Genomic DNA, 19,649 nt, shown 5'->3' on the forward strand with positions numbered 1-19,649 from the left:
CCCGCCGAGTCCGGCCGCCGATGTCTACGGTCTGGGCGCCACCCTGTTCAGTGCCCTCACCGGGCATGCCGCGTTCGAACGGCGCAGCGGTGAGCAGGTGGTCGCCCAATTCCTGCGGATCACCACGCAGGAGGTGCCCGATCTGCGTGAGCACGGGATCCCCGAGGACGTGTCCGACACGATCGCACGGGCGATGTCCCGGACCCCCGGTCAGCGGCCGGCCACCGCCGCCGACTTCGGCGAGGAACTGCGAACCCTGCAACGTGCCCACGACTTCCTGGTCGACGAGATGCCCCTACGAGCCGAACCCGACACACAGGGCAACGGCGGGAGAAGCCCAAACGTACGACCGGGGCGCACAGGTACCTCCAGTCCGGGCGCGACGGGGAATCTTCCGCTGGAACTGACCAGCTTCGTCGGCCGCCGGCACGAGCTCACCGAGGCGAAGAACCTGCTGGCCGGGTCGCGGCTGGTGACGTTGACCGGGATCGGCGGTGTCGGCAAGACCCGGTTGGCGATGCGGATCGCGTCGGCTGTGCAGCGCGAGTATGCCGACGGGGTACGACTGGTCGAGTTGGGCGAACTGCGCGACGAGTCGTCGCTGATCGACGCCGTCGCGGGCGCACTGGGAGTCCGGGACCACTCGGCGAGGCCGCTGCGGGAGGTGCTGATCGAGTTCCTTGCACCGCGACAGGTGTTGTTGATCTTCGACAATTGCGAGCACATGGTGGACGCGGTCGCCGAACTCGCCGGCCCCCTGTTGTACACCTGTCCGCGGTTGCGGATTCTGGCCACCAGCCGCGAACCCCTGGGCCTCGGTGGGGAGGTGGTGCTGCGGGTCCCCCCGCTGGCCGTCCCGGATCCCGAGCGGAAGCCCTCGCTGCGCGGGTTGCCCAAATACGATGCCGTGTCGTTGTTCGTCGAGCGTGGCGCTGCCGCGGTTCCGGGTTTCGCGCTCACCGAGGAGAACGCGGCGGCGGTGGCGGGAATTTGTCACCGGCTCGACGGGTTGCCGCTGCCGATCGAGTTGGCGGCGGCGCGATTGCGGGCGATGTCGCCCGAGCAGATCCTCGGGCGCCTGACCGACCGCTACGCCCTGCTGACCCGCGGCAGCCGGGGTGCGCCGACTCGGCAACAGACGCTGCGGTTGTGTATCGATTGGAGCTTCGAGTTGTGCACCGCCGGNNNNCGAACTCGATGCCGCCGAGCGGGTGTGCGGCGCCGCCCTCGACCCGGGCGAGTTGCTCGACACGCTGACCTCGTTGGTGGAGAAGTCGATCCTGATCCGCGAGGAGTACGGGTCGGTGGTGCGGTTCCGGATGCTCGAGACCCTCCGCGAGTACGGCTTCGAGAAGCTCGAGCAGACCGGTGAGGCTGTGGCTTTGCGTCGACGGCACCGGGACTGGTACGAGGCGTTGGCGCTCGATGCGGAGGCCGAGTGGATCAGCGCCCGCCAACTCGACTGGATCGCCCGGCTGAAGCGCGAACAGCCGAACCTGCGGGAGGCCCTCGAATTCGGCATCGACGACGACCCCGCCGCCGGCCTGCGCACCGCCGCCGCACTCCGCTGGTTCTGGACATCCCAAGGCCTCTACAACGAGGGTCGGCGCTGGCTGGACCACCTGTTGGCTCGTTACCCCGTCGAACCGACCGTCGACCGGATCAAGGCGCTCTACTGCGCCAGCGTGATGGCCGACGTACAAGGGGATCTCGAGTCCGGGGCCGCGCTCGTGGCGGAGGCACGGACCCTCACCGCGGGCACGAGCGACCCGATGATGCGCGCTCTCGTCGCCGATGCCGACGGCACGCTGGCGCTCTACAACGGTGATCTCGAACGGGCCCGCTCTCGCCTCGACACCGCGCTCGCAGAGTTCCGCGGACGTGGCGAACGCACACTCGAAACCAGCGCCCTGTACCTGTTGGGGACGACCTATGGACTGTCCGGCTCGACGGAGCAGGCTGTCGAAAGCCTCGAGCGTGTTCTCGCAATCACGGAAATGCACGGCGAGAAGGTGTATCGATCGCATTCACTGTGGGCCCTGGGAATCGCGGTGTGGCAGCAGGGTGACGCCGATCGCGCGGTCCGGCTTCTCGACCAGTCGCTGGAGCTGACCCGGCAAGTGCACAGCCCCCGCTTCGCCGCTGCCTGCCTCGCGGCGCTGGCCTGGATCGCGTGCGAGCGACGCGACGCCGCCCGGGCCGCAGTGCTGATGGGAGCCGCGGAGGGATTGGCGCGATCGGTGGGCAGCGCTGTGGTCATTCATTCCAATCTTCTCGTATACCAACAGAACTGCGACCAGGAAGCACGGAAGCGGCTCGGGGGCACAGTATTCGAGGAAGCCCACCGCAAGGGCCGAAGCCTGAACTTCGATGCTGCAATCGCCTACGCCCTCCTCGAGCGACAGTCCGGCACCCCCGCACCCGCCGGCGACGCGTCGCCACGACTGACCAAGCGGGAACGCCAGGTCGCCGACCTCATCGCCGAAGGCCTGACCAATCAGGCCATCGCCGACCGCCTGGTGATCTCACCCCGCACCGCGCAGGGGCACGTGGAGCACATTCTGGCCAAACTCGGCTTCACCTCCCGGACGCAGGTTGCGGCTTGGGTCGTAGAGCAGGCGCACGACTAGGTAGTAGGTAGGGCTGAACTGTCGCGGTGTCTCAGACGCGGTGCTGCGATGGCTGCGGCGATGAGGCAGGCGATGGCGCCGAGGAGTAGTCCTGCGCGGCCGCCCCATTGCTGGCATACCCATCCGACGATGGGCCCGCCTACGGCTGTGGATCCGATGAACGCCATGCCGAACAGGGCCATCACTCGTCCGCGTGTGGTCGCTGCGGCCGCGAGTTGCAGTGTGCTGTTGGTCGTGGAGGTGAAGGCGACGCTGCATGCTCCCACGCAGGCCATGACTACGAGCATGACCCACAGGTTGGGAGCGAGGGCGGCGACGAGGAGGAGGACTCCGAAGGCGGTTGCCGTGAGAACGAGCGGCCGGGTTCCGGTGTGACCCCAGGCTGCGACGGCGAGGCCACTCACCACGGATCCAGCGCCCATCGCCGCGGTGATGAAGCCGTACGCGCCCGGGCCGGCGTCGAGGGTCTGGTCGGCGATCACGGGCAGGATCACCGGGAACTCGAGGGCGAAACAGCCGATCAGGGCCATCATGGTCAACGGTACGGCCAGCTGAGGGGTGCGTCGGACGTACGTGAGTCCTTCGCGGAGCTGCCCGCGGGCCCGGGCCGTCGGTGGTGACGGGTTCAGCTGTGCGACGTCGAGCGCGAGTAGGGAGGCGACGACCGCCACGAAACTCGCAGCGTTGAGGAGGAAACACAGACCGACACCGCCGGCGGCGATGACGAGTCCGGCGGCGGCGGGCCCGATCATCCGGGCGGTGGAGTTGAGCACCGATTGCAGGCTGACGGCGTTGCGAAGGTGGTCGGCCTCGACCATCTCGAGCAGAAACGATTGGCGTGTCGGGTTTTCGAAGCACTGGTTCAGGCCGAGGACGAGCGCGAGAACGTAGACGTGCCAGAGCTGGACTGCTCCGGTGACGGTGAGAACGCCCAGGATCAGTGCTTGCACACCCATCAGCGTGTGCAGGGCAATCATCAGGCGCCGCTTGTCGAGTCGATCGGCAACGACCCCTCCATACGGGGCGACGAGGAGCATGGGCACGGTCTGCAACGCCATCACCACGCCGATCGCGGTGGCGGAGTCGGAGAGCTCGAGGACGAGCCACGATTGGGCGATGGTTTGCATCCACTTGCCGGCTTGGGAAATTGCCTGACCGGTGATGTAACGGCGGAAGTTGGTGCTGGCGAGGGAAGCGAAGGTTTGCCCGCGGAGGCCGGAGAGAATGGTCATCGGCCCACCCCGGGGCGGGGTTCTGGTTGGTCGTTGCTCGTGGTGATCACCTCTGCTGGGGAAGTAGCGTGGAAATGCTTGCCGTCCGCCGGATTTCGGGGGACATCGGCAGCGGACGGCACGCACGTGGGGGCACGACCTAGATCAGCTCGATCACCGTGCCGAGATCGTGAAGGTTCTCGTCCGACGAAGACTCGTCCGCCTCGAGACCGACGCGCGCAATGCGGGACATCGCCATTCCCTCGGCCAGCGCGAAGGCAACCGGGGCAGCTGCAGCCGCAGAGACGAGGGCAACACAAGAATCGAACACACGGCGCGCGATACCGATTGTGCTGTCGGATCTTTGCCGAATATCCATTGTTTCCTCCCGGTCCCTATGCGGTCAGGCTGGGATACAGCCGTCGCGCCGTGCCCGCGAAGATTTCCCGGCGTTCGGGTTCGGACACGTCGGCCAGCACCTCCTGGGCGAGGGCGACGAGTTCGGGCAGCGACTGTTCCGCGGCGGGCAGGTTGGAGCCCCACGCGATCCGGTTCGCTCCGAATGCTGCGAGCACCGGGTCGAGGAAACCTGAGGCCTTTGCGCCGACGTCGTGGAGGCGTTCGAGGTTGCGGTGGGTCAGCTTGAGGTGCAGGCCAGGGTGGACGGCCAGGTCCGCCACCGCTTCGCCGGCGTCGGTGGGCGAGGCCGCGATGTCGGGGTAACCCATGTGGTCGAGCAACACGCGGACCGAGGGGAACCGGTTCAGCAACAGGTGCAGTTGCTCGGTGGCCGGACCGAGCCGCATCTGCAGGCACACGGTGACGCCGAGCTCGGTGGCCTTGTCCCAGAAGGGATACGTCTCCGGCGCGGCGAACCACTCGCCCTGGGTGGGTACCGTGCTGCCGCTGGTGAACAACCGCACCCCGGCGAGGCCACCGTCGCCGGCCACCGCCGCGAGGTTGTCGGCCGCGTCGGGCCGCAACGGGTCCACCGTGCCGACCGCGATGAACCGGTCCGGTCGCTGCGCCCGGCTGTCGAGTACGTAGGAGTTGTCGTAGCCGTAGGCGGTGGTGGCCTGCACCAGCACGGCCTGACCGATCCCGGCTTCGTCCATGCGCTCGATCATGCCGTCTGCGGTGACCGGCCGGGTGGTAGCCCAGCCGGACTGGGTCCCGCCGATCGGGCCCCGCGGGTAGCGGGTCACGTCGTCGGTGATGATGTGGCAGTGGGTGTCGACGATGTCCATGGTCTGGACCTTTCTCGGTTGGTGGGCCGGCTCAGGCGTCCGGGTAGTCGCCCTTGGCGAACAGCAGGGCGGGATCGGTGGGGAAGTCCGGATCGAGCAGGCCCTGGTCCCGCGAGAACTTCACGAGCGCTCGCACGCTCGCGTCGTTGGCATTCAGGCCGTAGGGGATCGGGTCGGTCCGGATCTGGTTGGCCTGCTTGCCCAGCCGCGGCAGCGCGGACCACTGCGGATCGGCCTCGACCTGACGACGTTTGCTCTCGGCGAACGCGGCGTAGAGCGCGGTGGGCAACCCGGGATCGCGGTCGACGAGGTCGCGGCGGAGTGCGATCACCGAGTGCAGCGGGTAGATCCCGGTGCGCAGGTACCAGTCGGTGGCGAGCACCTCGTGGTCGGGAAACAGCGGGTACGGACCGTCGTCGCCCGCGGGTTGCTCGGCCGTCGCGGACCATCCCGCCCGCGGCGCCCCCGCCCGTCCGGTGCCGGCGTTGCCGCTGAACGCGGCGTCGATCTCATCGGCGCGCAGCAACTCGCCGAGTGATCGGCCGTCGGTGACGCGCTCGACGTTCGCCGGGGCGCGGCCTTCGATGTGGTCGTCGTCGTCCACGACCCACGTGACCGTGTCGATGTCGAGGTCGTACTCGTCGCGCAGGATGCCGCGCATCCACACCCCGGTGGTCACCGTGTAGGCGCGGACACCGATCCGCTTGCCCTTCAGGTCGGCGGGGAAGCGAATCCCGGATGCCGAACCACACTGCACGTCGGAGTGGTGGAAGCGGCGGTTGAGAAAGACGGGGATCCCGGTGAGCGGAACCCCGGCCTGCAGCGCCATCAGGTAGGAGGTCGGCGCGAGTTCGCACACGTCGAATTCGAGGTCGCGGATCATCCGCCGGTAGGCGCCGATGATCGGGCTGACCTCGACGGGTTCGACTGTGTAGCCGTCCACTGCGACGTCGCCACCCAGCAACGCCTGCACGTGCGGGTAGTCCCCGAGTGCGACCGAAAGCGTATTCATGTTCAGCCTTTCGTGTTCAGAAGGAGCGAGTAGTTCAGCCACCGAGCCGCGACGCGGTGACCCCGAGCGCGGCGCAGGTGCGGTCGACGAGTTCGTCGAACTCGACCCGGCGCGGCAGCAGCCCCTGCTCGTAGGCGTAACGGGAAGCGTCGGTGACGGGCCCGCGCAGACCGTCGAACCCGACGGGGCTCAGATCCACCGAACCCGCCGTCGGGCCGGCGGCCGCAGTGGCCGCGGCCAATGCGTCGTAGACCGCGAGCACGGCCTTCGGGTCCTCGTTCGCCGCCGCCGCGCTGAACCCGACCACGTGGTTGATGGGAGCGAATCCCTTGCGCGCGGCCCATTCGGCCGCGACCGCGAGCGCGTGGGGAATGGCGGTGCGGATCCGGTCGTCGGAGGGCAGTTCGTTACCCATGATCCCGTAGTCGAGCCGGCCTTCGAGGAAGTCGGCCTGCAATGTGGCGCCTTCGGGTGCGCGCGTGACCCATGCCGGATCGGTGGCGCCGTCGACGTGTCCGCCTTCGTATGTCTGCCAGTTGATTTCGGTCAGATCGATGCCGTACTGCTCGCTGAGGAATCCGCGCAGCCATACCCCGGTGGTCTGGCTCCACGAGCGCACGCCGATGCTCTTGCCGCGCACGTCGTCGACGCTCAGTCCGCCCATGGTCACCAGGGTTTGGTGCTGGTAGCGGCCGAGCATGGTGACCGGCAGCAGCGCCACCGGCTTGTCGTGGGCGGCGGCCTGCAGCAGTGTCACCACGGCCAGCTCGCAGACGTCCGCCGCTGCGTCGTTCACGAAACCGCGTGACGCCTTGTGCACGGGCCGCACGTCGACACGTTCGGCTGTGGCACCGGCGGCTGCGGCCCCCTCGACGGCGGCGGCGGCGAGGTCGTCCCGGCCCAGTACGATCTTCATTTCCGACTCCTCTTGTCGTTGGTGGTCAGCACTGTCCGCGGTCACACGTCGTCGCCGTATTGGATGCGCCGGTAGGGCACGCTGAGCACGTCGCGGGTGATGCGGACGTCGATGACGGTCGGCCGCGGGTTGCGGACGTATTCGGCCAGCGCGGCGCGCAATTCGTCGGTTGTGCGGACTGTCGCGCCGCCGCCGCCGAGGGCCTGGCCCACCGTGCCCAATTCGGGGGTGGGGATCACGGCGAGCTCGGGATCGAGGCCCTTGGCCTTCGCCTTGTGGTACTCGGCGCCGAGGGCTTGGTCGTTCATGACGACGACGAGCACCGGTAGCCCGTAGCGGCAGGCGGTCTCGAACTCCGACAGGTGCATCAGGAAACTCGCGTCGCCTTCGACCACGAACGTCGGCTTGCCGCCGTTGGCGACGACGGTACCGATGGTCAGCAGCGGGGCCTGACCGATGGCGCCGAACATGCCGTAGTTCGAGGTGATCTCGCGGGAGCGCTGGAAGAGCATGGTGCCGAAGTCGGTCTGGTGTCCGCTGCCGAGCACCAGCCCGATCTCGCCGGGAAGTTCGGCGTCGAGCACCGAGATCGCCTCGCGCGGGTCGAGCAGGCCAGGCTCACTGCGGAACTCGGCCGGGTCGATCAGCGGGGCCGTGAGCCGGCTGTGCACCTCGGGGGTGTGGAAGCCTTCCACCTCGATACCGCGAACCCCCAGCGCGCCTGTCAGGGCGTCGAGGGCGGTGACCGCGTCGGCCTGCATGTAGCAGTCGGCGACCTGACCGTTGCCCATCACCAGGTGCGGCGCGGTGTCGATCTGGATGAACTTCGCTTCCGGGAAAAGGTATCCGCTCTCGATGGTGTAGTGGTTGAGGCTCGCGCCCACCGACACCACGCAGTCGGCCTCCTGCAGCAGCTCCATTGCGAGCCTGCTGCCGAACAGGCCCGCGATCCCCACGTGGTACTCGGTTTCGGCGCTCAGCCAGTTCTTGGCCTGCAGCGTGGTGGCGAGTAGGGCGCCGGTGCGACGCTGGAGTGCGAGGACCTGCTCGCCCGCGTCCGCGTTGCGGGCGCCTCGTCCGGCGACGATCACCACTCGTTTGCTCGCCCCGATGATTTCGCACGCCTGCTGGATCTGGGTCGGGTGCGGCAGCAGCTTGGGGGTGCGGAGCAGTTCGGTGGACGGGACGTACGGCATGTCGTCCTCGAACTCCTGCAGCTGCACGTCGAAGGGTGCGCTGATCATCACCGGCCGGGATTGGGTGCGGGCCAGGTAGAAGGCGCGCTGCACCACTTCTGCGGCCGACTCGGCCTTGGTCACCTGGAGGAATTCGCACTCGATCGCGGCGGCGAACCGTTGCTGGTCGAGGTACTGGACGGCGCCGGTGTCACCCAACGGCGTCTCCCCGCAGAACGCGACCAGCGGGATGCGTGCCCGGCTCGCCACGATCATCGACGTTGCCAGCTGCGCGGTACCGGGGCCGCTGGTCGTCGTCACGACGCCGGGCCGGCCGGATGCGCGGGCGTACCCGTGCGCCATGCTCAGTCCCGCACCCTCGTGGCGCACCTCGTACAGGCGCGTTCCGCGACTGGCCAGCGCGTTCATCCAGTGCATGTTGGCGTCGCCCATCATGCCGAACACATCCGTGGTGCCCTCGGCGGCGAATGCTGCTGCGAGCGCTTCGTAGACCTTCACCGCGCGATCTCCTTTTGCTTGTCGTGGTTGGCAACGCGGCTCGCCAGGCGCGGGAACACCTTCAGCGCATTGCCGCCGTAGATCGCCTGCCGGTCGTCGTCGCTGATGGAGTCGATGGAGTCCAGCAGCGCCTTGGTGTCGTCGAAGCGGTGCCCGGTTTCCGGGTCGACCCCGCGGACGGCGCCGATCATCTCGGAGGCGAAGAGCACGTTCTCGGCGGGGATGATGTCGGTGAGCAGTTCGAGGCCCCGTTTGTGGTAGACGCAGGTGTCGAAGAAAACGTTGTGCAGCAACGATTCCTGCAGGGGTGGCCGGCCTTGGTCCTGCATCATCCCGCGGTAGCGGCCCCAGTGATAGGGGACCGCGCCGCCGCCGTGCGGCAGGATCAGCCGCAGCGTCGGGAAGTCGGTGAACAGGTCCGACTGGCACAGCTGCATGAAGGCCGCGGTGTCGCCGTTGAGGTAGTGCGCGCAGGTGCCCTGGATGGCGGGGTTGCGTGACATCGCGACGTGGACCATCGCGGGCACGTCCAGCTCCACCATCTTCTCGTAGAGCGGGTAGTAGATCCGGTCGGTCAGCGGCGGCGCCTGCCAGTACCCGTCGGACGGGTCCGGGTTGAGCAGACAGCCGACGAATCCGAGTTCCTCGACGCAGCGCTCGAGTTCTTCGGAAGACAGGCGGATGGAGGAGGCCAGCGCGTCACCGGGCGACTGCGGGAGCTGGCACACCGCGGCGAAACGGTCCGGGAACAGGCCGCACACCCGGGCGATGAGGTCGTTGCTGACCTGCGACCAGACCAGGCTGGTCTGCTCGTCGCCGTAGTGGTGGGCCATCTTTCCCGCGCCGGGGGAAAAGAGTGTGAGGTCGGTGCCGCGTTCGAGCTGGAGCTCGAGCTGGCCCTGTTCGATCGCGGCCTTGATCTCGTCGTCGCCGATGTGCAACTCGTCGGGGGAAACTCGCGCGCCCGAATCCTCGAACGCCTTGATCTGGCGCTCTCGCCACTGTCCGAGCGCGGGTGGCGCGGTTGTGAAGTGGCCGTGACAGTCGATGATCATGAAGGTTTTTCTCCAGGTGAGGTGTTCGGGGTCAGGAGCGACCGGTGAGTTTGCGGCCCAGTTCCAGGCCGGGATAGCTGCGTACCGGCGCGGACATGAGGAAGCGGTAGCCCTCGTCGAGCACCTGCTCGACGTTGCTCGGGGTCACGTGCGGGTGGCCGACCACGACTCCGTGTTCGTGACAGATCTTCACGATCCGGCTCCTGGCCTCGACCATCGACGGGTGGTCCAGCTGGCGGGGCACGCCCAGTTCCTGGCTGAGATCGCCCTCACCGATGAGGATGAGACCGATGCCGGGCACCTCGTCGAGGATCGCCGGGAGGTTCTCGATTCCGAGCTGATCCTCGATCTGGATCACGACGAGGATCTCGCCGTCCGGGGCGAGCGGCCACACGTCGGCCTTGGCGTAATACTCGTCGTTCGACAGACCCCAGTAACGGGCGGCGGCCGCCGGCGCGTCGCCGCGCACTCCCGCCGGCTCGAACCGGTCCGCGCCGGGCAGCCGCGGGTAGCGGCACGCCGCGACCGCGTTGCGCGCCTCCTCGACCCGGCTGATGTGCGGCCACACGATTCCGTACGCTCCGAGGTCGAGGGCCTGCTTCGCGTGCCACTGCCCGTGTTCGGCTCCGTTGACGGGCACGCGGACGAGGGGCGTGGGCGACGGGGCGAGCGTGCCGGCTTCGAAGATCCGTCGCCGGTTGAGCAGGTACTGCAGGCTGTCCCGCAACGTCGTTGCGTCCCACGGCTTGTGCTCGGACTCGAACACCAGACCGTCGTAGTCGGACGTCGCGAAGTCGAGCGCCGCGGCCGGTTCGGGCGCCGCAAACGCCGCGAAGGCGTGCTGCCCCGATTCCAGGGCACCGATCACGCTATTGAGTCTTGCCACTTGCCACTCCGATCTGCTCGCTCTGTCGCTTGTGAATGGTCCTGTGCCACCAGGCGCGTACGCGTGCCCACAGGGTGGGACGGCCGGGTGCCGGTGTGACCACTGTGTCGCCGGTGCACCGGCGCACCAGCTCGTCCGTGAACTCCTGGGTCATCCGGGAAACCACAGCCCCGGCGCCCGCCTCGATCAGCGACGCGAGTTTGCCCGCGAGGCTCACCTCACCGGCCACACGTACTCGGGCACCGCCGGCCCCCTTGTCCTCGGTGATCCGGAAGGTGGCGTGCGCGGTGAACCGGGTCGCGCCCTGTCCGTCTCGTCCGCGGGCGGACAGCCGTCCCTCCCATTCGGGTTCATCGAGGTCGAGCGACATCCGGGCGCCGAACCGCACCCGGATCGCGCTGAACTTCACGACAAGCGTGCCGTCGAAGGAGCCGTCGTCGTGGAACTGGCCGAGTTCGGCTCCATTGATGCACGACACCACTTCAGTGGGGTCGGAAATGACCTCCCACACCCGTTCCGGTGGTGCGGGTACGGCGATCTCTTCGTCGATCTTTATCACAACTGTGTCCTCGCTTGGCGATCTGGAACACCTCCACAAATCGTTGTGGAGCTTGGGAACTCGCGAGACTCGATCAGCGAGCTGATGTCACGGGCGCCCCGCTGGTGGCGGAGTGCAGGCCGGCCGCCCAGTTGCGTTGGCGTCATCCGAGTCTCCTGGCGACGCGGCCTCAGATTGTTTAACAACTTTCTCTCGCACAGAGTAGCAGCGCGGCGTAGTTGTCTGCAAGAACATGTATAAATCTCTTGTTTCGGCACTGCACCCGGCGCGGCCAGAGAATCTTGTACAACAATCTGCGTGAACGTGTGGCTCGGCGGACCGTGGGAGCGGTGTGCCCGGTGGAAACCGCGGTCGCAGAGTAAGTCGTCGGAGCTCCTCGGACGCCGTTCGAGCAAAATTGTTAGACGATCCACGTCGCGGGGCCTTGTGTTGGGCCCGTCACACGCGTAAATTGGGCGAAACCGTAAGACAATATTGGTGGTCCGCCCGTCGGTTGAGGATCAGCATCAGTGCACCGGCACCGTGCACGCACTCTCCCCCCGGGCTCGGACGCAACAGAGGAGTCGTTTCATGACCCAAACCTTGTCCATCGCGGCGAAGTCCTACCCGCACACCGCGTTCCTCACCGACCCCGGCTTCACCGTCGCAGGGCGCGCCGTCGAGCTCGCGGCGGCGGATCCGATCTACAAGGCATTCGCCCCCATGGTGCGCGAACTCCGCTACGACGTCAGCGAATTGGCCATCGCCACCTTCCTGCAGGCTCGTGAAGCCGGTGCCCCGATCGCACTCCTGCCGGTGGTATTGAGTGGCGACTTCCACCACCACTCGCTCACCCGCTGGCCCGGTTCGGCCGAAATCAACCCGGCAGATCTGGCAGGGCGGCGGGTCGGTGTCCGGGCGTACAGCCAGACCACCGGGCTGTGGGTCCGCGGCATCCTGCACGAGGAGTTCGGCGTCGACGCCAAGGAAGTCACCTGGGTCACCACCGAAGAGCCGCACGTCGCCAGCTACGTCGAGCCGCCGAACGTCGAACGCACGACCGGCAAGGTGCTCGACGTGCTCGAGCGCGNNGTTCTCGGCCCGCCGGCGCTCGACGGCGCGCAGGGACCGCTGGTCCCGATCATCCCGAATTGGCGGGAGGCCGAGGAGGCGTGGGGCGCCCGGCACCAGACCGTGCCGATCAACCACATGCTCACCGTCCGGAGGGACCTCCTCGAAGCCGAGCCGCAGACGGTGTCAGCGCTCTACCGGGCTTTCGGCGCCGAGATCGAGGCGCGCAAGGCAGCCGATACCGCGCCCGGGCCCCGCGTACGCGCCCTCCGGTTCGGGGTGACCGACGAGCTCGTCGCCGGTCTGCAGATCGCGATCGACTACGCCTTGCAGCAGAACGTCATCCGCACGCCGGTGACAGTGGCCGAACTCCTCGACGATTTCACCCGGCACCTCGGCGAGCTTGCATGAACACACCCCGCCCGCACGCCCGCCCCGCCACCTACCAGCCGTGAGGTATTGATGTTCACCGTCGACACACACACCCACATCATCTCGCCCGACACCGATTCCTATCCCGCAGACCCGCTCGGCGGCCACCGCTCCACCTGGTCCCAGGAACGGCCCACCGACATCGACGGTCTCCTGCGCGCGGCTGACGCCGCCGCCGTCGACCACCTCGTCGTCGTCCAGGCCTCCACGGTCTACGGATTCGACAACAGCTACGTCGCCGACCAGCTCACCCGGCACGCCGACCGCATCAGCGGGGTCTGCTCGGTGGACTTCCTCTCCCCGAAGGTGGTCGACGACCTCCACCACTGGATCGACGAGCGGGGCTTCTCGGGAGTCCGCATCCGCGCTGCCGACGGGACGACGGCCGTCCCGACGCCCGGCCGCGGCCTGGACGACGAGCGCATGGCGCCCGTCTGGCAGTTCCTGTCCGATCGCCGGGTGCCGGTCTGCATCCAGATGCACGCCAAGCACGCTCCCATCCTCGCCGGACTCCTCCAGCAGTACCCGGGACTGACCGCGATCCTCGACCACGCGGGCCGGCCCCAGCTGGACGACGCCGCGCCGTACCCGAGCACCGACGGAGTTCCCCAGCTCGAGAAGACCGGCCGGGTCTTCATCAAGCTCACGCCGCCGGCCGTCCTGCGTGCGCAGCGCGAGAGCGGATCCGCGGCACCGGTGGTCCGCACGCTGATCGAGAAGTTCGGCGCAGCCAACGTCATGTGGGGTTCGAATTTCCCCGCCTCGGCCGGATCGTTGTCCGAACTTCACGACCTCATCAACACGCAACTGCCCTCGCTCGACGACACGCAGCTGGAACTGATCGCCGGCGGCACCGCCGGCCGGCTGTACGGGCTCACCCCTGCCGGCGCCGTTATCCCCGGCGCGAAGGAATGTTGATTGCCATGACCCGAATCGGGCGCAAGTTCTGTCTGACCGCCTCGGTCATGGCGGTTGCCGTCGCCTTGTCCGCCTGCGGCGGTCCTCCCCCCGTTCCGGACACCAAGAATCTCGATGAGCTGTACCAGGCGGCCAAGGCCGAAGGAGAGGTCGTCTGGTACGCGCCGAAACCTGAGGCGCAGATGAAGCCGGCCATCGACGCCTTCGAGAAGAAGTACCCCGGGATCGAAGTCCGGTACACGAACAAGAAGGCTCCGGACCTCGTCACCCAGCTCAATGTGGAGCAGGCCGCCGAGCGCGTGACCTTCGATGTCTCCAACGCGGGTGGGCTCACCGTGCTGCCGTCGCAGTCCTTGGCGGCGAAGGTCGACTGGGCGTCCTACGAGGTGCCCGGCGATCAGATCTTCGCCGACGACTTCGTCTACGTCTGGGCCGTCCCGAAAGTCTGGGCGTACAACACCGACGCCGTGGCCGCGAGCGATACGCCGAAAAGCTGGGACGATCTGCTCGATCCGCGATGGAACGGGGGAAAGCTCAGCGTCGAGGCGCGCGGGTCCTTCATGACCGTGTGGGCTCAGGACCCGGCCCTCGGCACCGACGCCGGTCTCGACTACAGCTCCCGGCTGGCCCAGCAGCAGCCCCACTACACCGAGAACACCACGCAGGCCCACACACTCATCGTCTCCGGCCAGACACCGGTCGGCACCGACCTCATCAACCTGGTGCTGGGCGACCAGGCCAAGGGCGCGCCGGTCGCCGTCGCACCGGTGGGCCCCACCAACGCCAACAAGTCCTACCTGTTCGTCGCCGAGGGCGCCCCACACCCGGCCGCAGGTCGCCTGCTCACCGCCTTCCTCGCCTCCGAAGAGGGCCAGTCCGCCCTGGTCGACACGTACAACTCGGCCATCCCCACCAACACGGACTGCACGGACGCCGCAACCAACCGCGTCATCGGCGCCCTGTGTGACGCCGGCGTCGAGTGGTTCGGCGAAACCAACCTCGAGCAGTACGAGCAGTTCTCGGATTACTTCCCCGAGGTCGAAGAGGCCTTGGGCACCGACGTCAACTGACGGCCCCCACCGTCGCACCGCTGCCCGACGGGCAGCAGAAGACTTTATCCCCTCACCTTTGGAGACTTCAGCGATGCAGTCCGGCACCCCGCTCTCCACCGGCGGACGCCCGCCCACCGGCACGCGCCCGCCCACCGGCACACGCCCTCAGCGAACCGGCGTCCGCCCTGAGCCCACCGACGCACACCCGCACCGGCGGGACCGTGTCCTGATCGGCGTCAACATCGTCATCGGCGCGATCATCGCCTATCTCATGCTCTTTCCCCTGGGCATGCTGTTGTTCAGCAGTCTCAAGGACAGCGAGACGAAGCTGCCCTTCCAGGTCCCCGGGTTCACGCTTGCCAACTTCACCGCGATCTTCTCCTCGAAACGCCTGGTCGAAGTCGCGCTCAACTCGTTGATCTTCGTGGTCGGCACCGTGGGCCTGGCTCTCGTGATCAGTGTCAGCCTGGCCTACCTGTTCGAACGCACCGACATCCCCGGTCGCCGATTCCTCGCGCCGAGCACACTGGCCCCCATGGCCGTGCCGGCCACGGTCATGGCAGTGGCCTGGGTGCTGGCGGCCAACCCCACCAACGGCCCGATCGCCATCGTCATCGAGCGGATCTTCGGGTTCACCATCGACATCTACTCGCTGCCGGGCATGATCCTGGTCGCCGGAATCTTCGGCGTGCCAGGCATGTACATCATGCTCGCGCCGACGTTCGCCCGGCTCAACCTCGAGTTCGAGGAGGCCGCGGCCACGTCGGGCGCCGGATGGTGGACACGAACCCGCAAGGTGGTTCTGCCCCTCACGATGCCGGGAATCACCGCGGCCAGCATGCTGCTGGTCGTCATCGCGCTCGAGGAATTCGCGATCCCGGCCATCCTCGGAATGCCGGACCAGATCTACGTGTTCAGCAGCCTCATCCAGGCCTCGCTGCAGCCGCCGTCGGGACTCGCCAACTACGGCCAGGCCAGTGCCTACGGCATCATGCTGGTCCTGCTGTCCCTGGTGATGATCGCCGTCTACCGGCGCCAGACCCGCGAGTCGCACCGGTTCCAGGTGGTGGGGGGCAAGGGATACCGGTCCACGCCGGTGCGGCTGGGACGCTGGCGCATCCCGATCTTCACGATCGTCTTTCTCTACGTACTCGTCGCGATCATCGTGCCCATCCTGACCCTGGTCTGGACGAGCCTGACCCCGTACCTCCAGCCGATCAGCTTGGACAATCTGGGTGCGCTCAGCCTCGCCAACTACACCGCGATCTTCACCAACCCGAGCTTGAGCCAAGCGGTCATCAACACCCTGGTGATCAGCCTGGTCACGGCGACGCTGACCGCCGGGTTCGCCCTGTGGCTGGCGCTGGCCGCCAGCCGCGGCGGACGCATCGGCCGGTGGCTGTTCGATATTTCGTTCCTGGTCTTCGCCATCCCCGCCGTGGTACTGGGAATGGCGGTGCTGTTCCTCTACCTGTACCTGCCGTTCCCGATCTACGGGACGATCTGGATCATCATCATCGCGTTCACCACCCGGTACGTCCCGCGCGGGTCACGCATGATTCAGACGGCACTGCTCCAGCTCGACAAAGGACTCGAAGAGGTGGGACGCGTCTCCGGTGCGTCGAAAGGTGTCGTGCTGCGCCGGGTGATCTTCCCCCTCGTCGCCCCCGCGGTGTCGAGCACGTGGCTGTGGGTGTTCGCCCACTCCCTGGGCGAACTCCCCATCGCGCTGCTGCTGTCCAGCTCCGACAACCGCACCGTCGTGGTGCTGCTGTGGGACATGATCGGCGAGAGCGCGAACTATCCCGAGGCCAGTGCCCTCGCAGTTCTCCTGCTCGCCCTCTCCGCCGTCTCCGTCTGGTGGGTCAACCGCCGTGGCGTCCAAAAACACATCTGAGGTGTCGTGAACATGCAGAAACTCGTTGCTACCGACCATTCCGTACAGATCTCCGGTCTGCAGAAACAATTCACCCGTCACGACAGCGGCGAAGTGAACCGCGTCATCGACGATGTCAGCTTCGCCGTACCGAAGAACAGCTTCTTCACCTTGCTGGGACCCAGCGGCTGCGGCAAGACGACCACGCTGCGTTGCCTCGCCGGACTCGAGACCGCTGACGGCGGCGAGATCTGGATGAACGGGAAGGCCGTCTTCTCCGCCGCCGCGGGTCGCGACGTCCCTCCCGACTCCCGGCCGATCGCCATGGTGCCGCAGTCCTACGGGATCTGGCCCCACATGAAGGTGTTCGACAACGCCGCATTCCCGCTCCGATACGGCCGAAAGACCTACCCCCGCCCCGAGACGCAGCGCCGTGTCCTCGCAATGCTCGAACAGGTGGGGCTGTCGGAGTACGCCGACCGTTGGTCCACCCAACTCAGCGGCGGCCAGCAGCAGCGGCTCGCGCTGGCCCGCGCGCTGCTGTGCGAGCCGGAGGTCCTGCTGCTCGACGAACCGCTGTCCAACCTGGACGCCAAGCTACGCTCACAACTGCGCGCCGAGCTGCGGTCGTTCCAGCAGAAGTTCGGCGTCACCACCATCTACGTCACGCACGACCAGGGCGAAGCCCTCGCCATGTCCGACACGATCGTCGTCATGAACCGTGGCCGAATCGAGCAGATAGGCTCGCCGAGCGAGATCTACGACTCCCCGGCGACACGGTTCGTGGCCGACTTCGTCGGCAGCGCCAACCTCATCCCCGGAGTGCTCGACCGGCCGGCAGGCCCCCGTGACCGTGTGGTCGACGCCAAAACGACCCTCGGGGTGGTGCGGTGCGAGCGATTCACCACCCCACCCGCACCGCCCACCGCCGGCCAGGAAATGTCCGTGTGCATCCGGCCCGAGAACATCCGCGTCGTCACTGCGTCACGGGAGCCCGAGGGCCCCAACCGGTTCCCGGCGCGCATCATGACCGCCGAGTACCTCGGCGATCGCCAGGAGATGGTCGTCGCCGTCGGGGATGTCACGCTTCGCGCGCACGCCGATGCGCACTTCGACGCTCGCCCGGGCGACGACGTGACCGTTGTCCTGGACCCAGCGTGGACGGTCGCGCTGTGGTCGTAACGCCGTAACTCGTGAGAGTGCTGTCGGCGTGTTGAACTGAGTGGACGAGGACCTCCGGGCGGAGCGGGTGTCGTGGCGCACCCACGAGTCGCCTGGAGGTCCTCGCGGCGACGATTAGTCGGCCGGCGGGGGGAACTTCAGCTGAAGCGCCCGCCGGGCCGACGACAGATGATGCCGCATCGCCGCCGCGGCGGCCTCCGGGTTGTGGGTGACGATCGCGGCGAGGATGGCCTCGTGCTCCCTGACGGAGTCGGTCCGCGGCTGCTCGCGGTCGGCGTCGCGGTACTGCTGCATGACGAGTGGGTACAGCAGGCTGTCGACGAACCTGGTGAGCGTGGCCTGCCGCGCCGCCCGCTTGACCTGTTCGTGGAACTTGCGGTTGAGATTCGCGTACTCCTCGCGCCCACCCGGTACCTGCCAGTCCCACATGCGCTTACAGGTTTCGGTCATCGCGGCGATGTCCGTATCGGTGGCGCGTTCGGCGGCCTTCGCCGCCAGCGCTGCCTCCATCACCGCGCGGGTCTCCAGTATCTCGACCGCCTCGTCCACCGAGAACGAGCGGGTGCGAGCGCTGCGGTTCGCCTCGGCGGTGACGTAGCCCTCCTGCGCTAGGCGCGCGAGCACCGAACGGATCGTCCCGCGCGAGACCTGGAGCTGCGTGGTGAGCTCCGATTCGGTGAGGCGTGAGTCCGGTTCGTAGTGACCGGAGAGGATCAAAGCACGCAGATCGTGGTAAGCCTGCGATGTCCGGTTGGCACCCGAATCCGGGCTGTCGTTGCCCGGGCCCGTGCCCGTAGCTAGCACCATGGTGTGTCACCTCGAGTAGTCGTGGATCTGGCGGGCAGACGCGTCACGCACAGCCTCCCACGTGATGTTGTACAACAACATCACCGGTTACGTATCGAGCGATCGATGGGAACGCGGTTAGGCGGCAGCAAAACTTTCCCTTCCTGCCTCGACTAGTCCGTACTGACGTCCATATTGTTGCACAATTCGCACCCTCCGGCCCACGAGAAACCCGACCCCGACATACACGTGCTCGCCGAATCAGAACAACCAGGGGACCTCGTCGTGACCGAAGTCGTGGAAGTCGCCGAACCGCCCCGAGTAGAACACCAGGCCGGTGCCCTCCCGGCAGCGCATGTCGGTGACTTCGCCGTAGAAGACGCGGTGGTCGCCGATGTCGTGGGCGCTGTGGACCCTGCATTCGAGCTGGGCCAGAGCATCTTTGATCAGCGGCAGACCCGAGCGGCTGCGATCGCAGGGCAGGTCGTCGAATCGGGCGCCGCCCCGCGTGGCGAAGCGACGGGCGAGGGCTTCCTGACGGGAGCCGAGGACGGACACGGCGAACGAGCCCGCGGCTTCCGCGGCCTCGGTGGTGCGGGAGCCGTGGGTGAGCGAGACGAGCAGGATCGCCGGGTCCAGGCTGATCGAGGTCAGGGAGCTGATCGTCATGGCACTGGGGTTGCCGTCGCCGTCGTCGGCGCTGACGACGGCGACCCCAGTGGTGAACCGGCCCATGCTTCGTCGCATGTCCGTCGGGGTGGGCGCGTGGAATGCCGGAAGGGTCATCGTGGGCCTACTTACTGTGGTACCGGACTTCGAAGGTGACAACGCCCTCGTCCGTGCTCCAGGGGCCGTGCGGCATACCCGGCGGTCGGCAGGCGTACATCCCCGCGGTGAACGTCTCGCCGAGGGTCAGATCGGTGAACGACCCCTCGAGGATGTAGACCTCCTCCCAGAAGTCGTGTTTCTGCACGCCCATCGGCGTCGAGTCGGCGCCGGGTTCGTAGCGCAGGATCCGGGTGGCGACGTTGCCTTCCGGGCCCTTGGCGAGGATGCGTTCGGTGATCTTCGGATCGTCACCCGGACATACCGTCCACTGGACGTCGGTGACCGGGAAGAATTCGAATTCAGGCTTGGCCATGA

Annotated in this window: 15 protein-coding genes and 1 pseudogene; 5 read left to right on the forward strand and 11 right to left on the reverse strand. The window is 67.4% G+C overall.

The window, feature by feature from the left end:
- Positions 1 to 2,630 (forward strand): annotated as a pseudogene (locus tag AZG88_RS05540) (ATP-binding protein); the annotation flags it as partial.
- Here AZG88_RS05540 and AZG88_RS05545 read toward each other — a convergent pair.
- The 8 genes from AZG88_RS05545 to AZG88_RS05580 form a co-directional block, all read right to left on the reverse strand.
- Positions 2,627 to 3,862 (reverse strand): MFS transporter, encoded by a 1,236-nt coding sequence (locus AZG88_RS05545; protein WP_061697146.1) that lies wholly within the window; start codon positions 3,860 to 3,862, stop codon positions 2,627 to 2,629. The pseudogene AZG88_RS05540 and the gene AZG88_RS05545 overlap by 4 nt on opposite strands.
- Positions 3,863 to 4,236: 374 nt before the next feature.
- Positions 4,237 to 5,088, reverse strand: a complete 852-nt coding sequence (locus AZG88_RS05550) for an amidohydrolase family protein (RefSeq protein ID WP_061697147.1) — start codon at positions 5,086 to 5,088, stop codon at positions 4,237 to 4,239.
- A gap of 31 nt (positions 5,089 to 5,119) precedes the next feature.
- Positions 5,120 to 6,100 (reverse strand): hypothetical protein, encoded by a 981-nt coding sequence (locus AZG88_RS05555; protein WP_061697148.1) that lies wholly within the window; start codon positions 6,098 to 6,100, stop codon positions 5,120 to 5,122.
- 34 nt (positions 6,101 to 6,134) lie between these two features.
- Positions 6,135 to 7,016, reverse strand: a complete 882-nt coding sequence (locus tag AZG88_RS05560) for a hypothetical protein (protein WP_061697149.1) — start codon at positions 7,014 to 7,016, stop codon at positions 6,135 to 6,137.
- 41 nt (positions 7,017 to 7,057) lie between these two features.
- Positions 7,058 to 8,710: a thiamine pyrophosphate-binding protein gene (locus tag AZG88_RS05565; protein ID WP_005237845.1), complete on the reverse strand. Its 1,653-nt coding sequence runs from the start codon at positions 8,708 to 8,710 to the stop codon at positions 7,058 to 7,060.
- Positions 8,707 to 9,765 carry an amidohydrolase family protein gene (locus AZG88_RS05570; protein ID WP_005237844.1) on the reverse strand — a complete coding sequence of 353 codons (1,059 nt, stop codon included), beginning with the start codon at positions 9,763 to 9,765 and terminating at the stop codon, positions 8,707 to 8,709. Before AZG88_RS05570 ends, AZG88_RS05565 begins: the two co-directional genes overlap by 4 nt.
- A 31-nt stretch (positions 9,766 to 9,796) precedes the next feature.
- The gene (locus AZG88_RS05575; protein ID WP_025431597.1) at positions 9,797 to 10,651 is read right to left on the reverse strand and encodes an HpcH/HpaI aldolase family protein; all 855 of its coding nucleotides are present in this window, start codon (positions 10,649 to 10,651) and stop codon (positions 9,797 to 9,799) included.
- On the reverse strand, positions 10,635 to 11,210 hold the full coding sequence (locus AZG88_RS05580) for an SRPBCC family protein (protein ID WP_061042095.1): 576 nt from the start codon (positions 11,208 to 11,210) through the stop codon (positions 10,635 to 10,637). Before AZG88_RS05580 ends, AZG88_RS05575 begins: the two co-directional genes overlap by 17 nt.
- A gap of 1,512 nt (positions 11,211 to 12,722) precedes the next feature.
- On the opposite strand from AZG88_RS05580, the gene AZG88_RS05590 reads away from it, so the two are divergent.
- From AZG88_RS05590 to AZG88_RS05605, 4 genes are all read left to right on the forward strand, one after another.
- Positions 12,723 to 13,610, forward strand: coding sequence for an amidohydrolase family protein (locus AZG88_RS05590; RefSeq protein WP_061042094.1), 888 nt, complete (start codon positions 12,723 to 12,725; stop codon positions 13,608 to 13,610).
- A 5-nt stretch (positions 13,611 to 13,615) separates the two neighbouring features.
- The gene (locus AZG88_RS05595) at positions 13,616 to 14,680 is read left to right on the forward strand and encodes an extracellular solute-binding protein (RefSeq protein ID WP_025431599.1); all 1,065 of its coding nucleotides are present in this window, start codon (positions 13,616 to 13,618) and stop codon (positions 14,678 to 14,680) included.
- Positions 14,681 to 14,753: 73 nt separating this feature from the next.
- A complete protein-coding gene (locus AZG88_RS05600; RefSeq protein WP_061697151.1) occupies positions 14,754 to 16,559 on the forward strand; it encodes an ABC transporter permease in 1,806 nt (601 codons plus the stop codon).
- Positions 16,560 to 16,571: 12 nt separating this feature from the next.
- Positions 16,572 to 17,720 (forward strand): ABC transporter ATP-binding protein, encoded by a 1,149-nt coding sequence (locus tag AZG88_RS05605; protein ID WP_025431600.1) that lies wholly within the window; start codon positions 16,572 to 16,574, stop codon positions 17,718 to 17,720.
- A gap of 114 nt (positions 17,721 to 17,834) precedes the next feature.
- Here AZG88_RS05605 and AZG88_RS05610 read toward each other — a convergent pair whose 3' ends face one another.
- From AZG88_RS05610 to AZG88_RS05620, 3 genes are all read right to left on the reverse strand, one after another.
- On the reverse strand, positions 17,835 to 18,527 hold the full coding sequence (locus AZG88_RS05610) for a GntR family transcriptional regulator (protein WP_037178951.1): 693 nt from the start codon (positions 18,525 to 18,527) through the stop codon (positions 17,835 to 17,837).
- 240 nt (positions 18,528 to 18,767) lie between these two features.
- Positions 18,768 to 19,292, reverse strand: coding sequence for a flavin reductase family protein (locus tag AZG88_RS05615; protein WP_061697152.1), 525 nt, complete (start codon positions 19,290 to 19,292; stop codon positions 18,768 to 18,770).
- A 7-nt stretch (positions 19,293 to 19,299) separates the two neighbouring features.
- Positions 19,300 to 19,647 (reverse strand): cupin domain-containing protein, encoded by a 348-nt coding sequence (locus tag AZG88_RS05620; protein ID WP_061697153.1) that lies wholly within the window; start codon positions 19,645 to 19,647, stop codon positions 19,300 to 19,302.
- Positions 19,648 to 19,649: the final 2 nt, after the last annotated feature.

Origin of the sequence: Rhodococcus sp. LB1, assembly GCF_001583455.1 — a bacterium.
Classification (GTDB): domain Bacteria; phylum Actinomycetota; class Actinomycetes; order Mycobacteriales; family Mycobacteriaceae; genus Rhodococcus_F; species Rhodococcus_F opacus.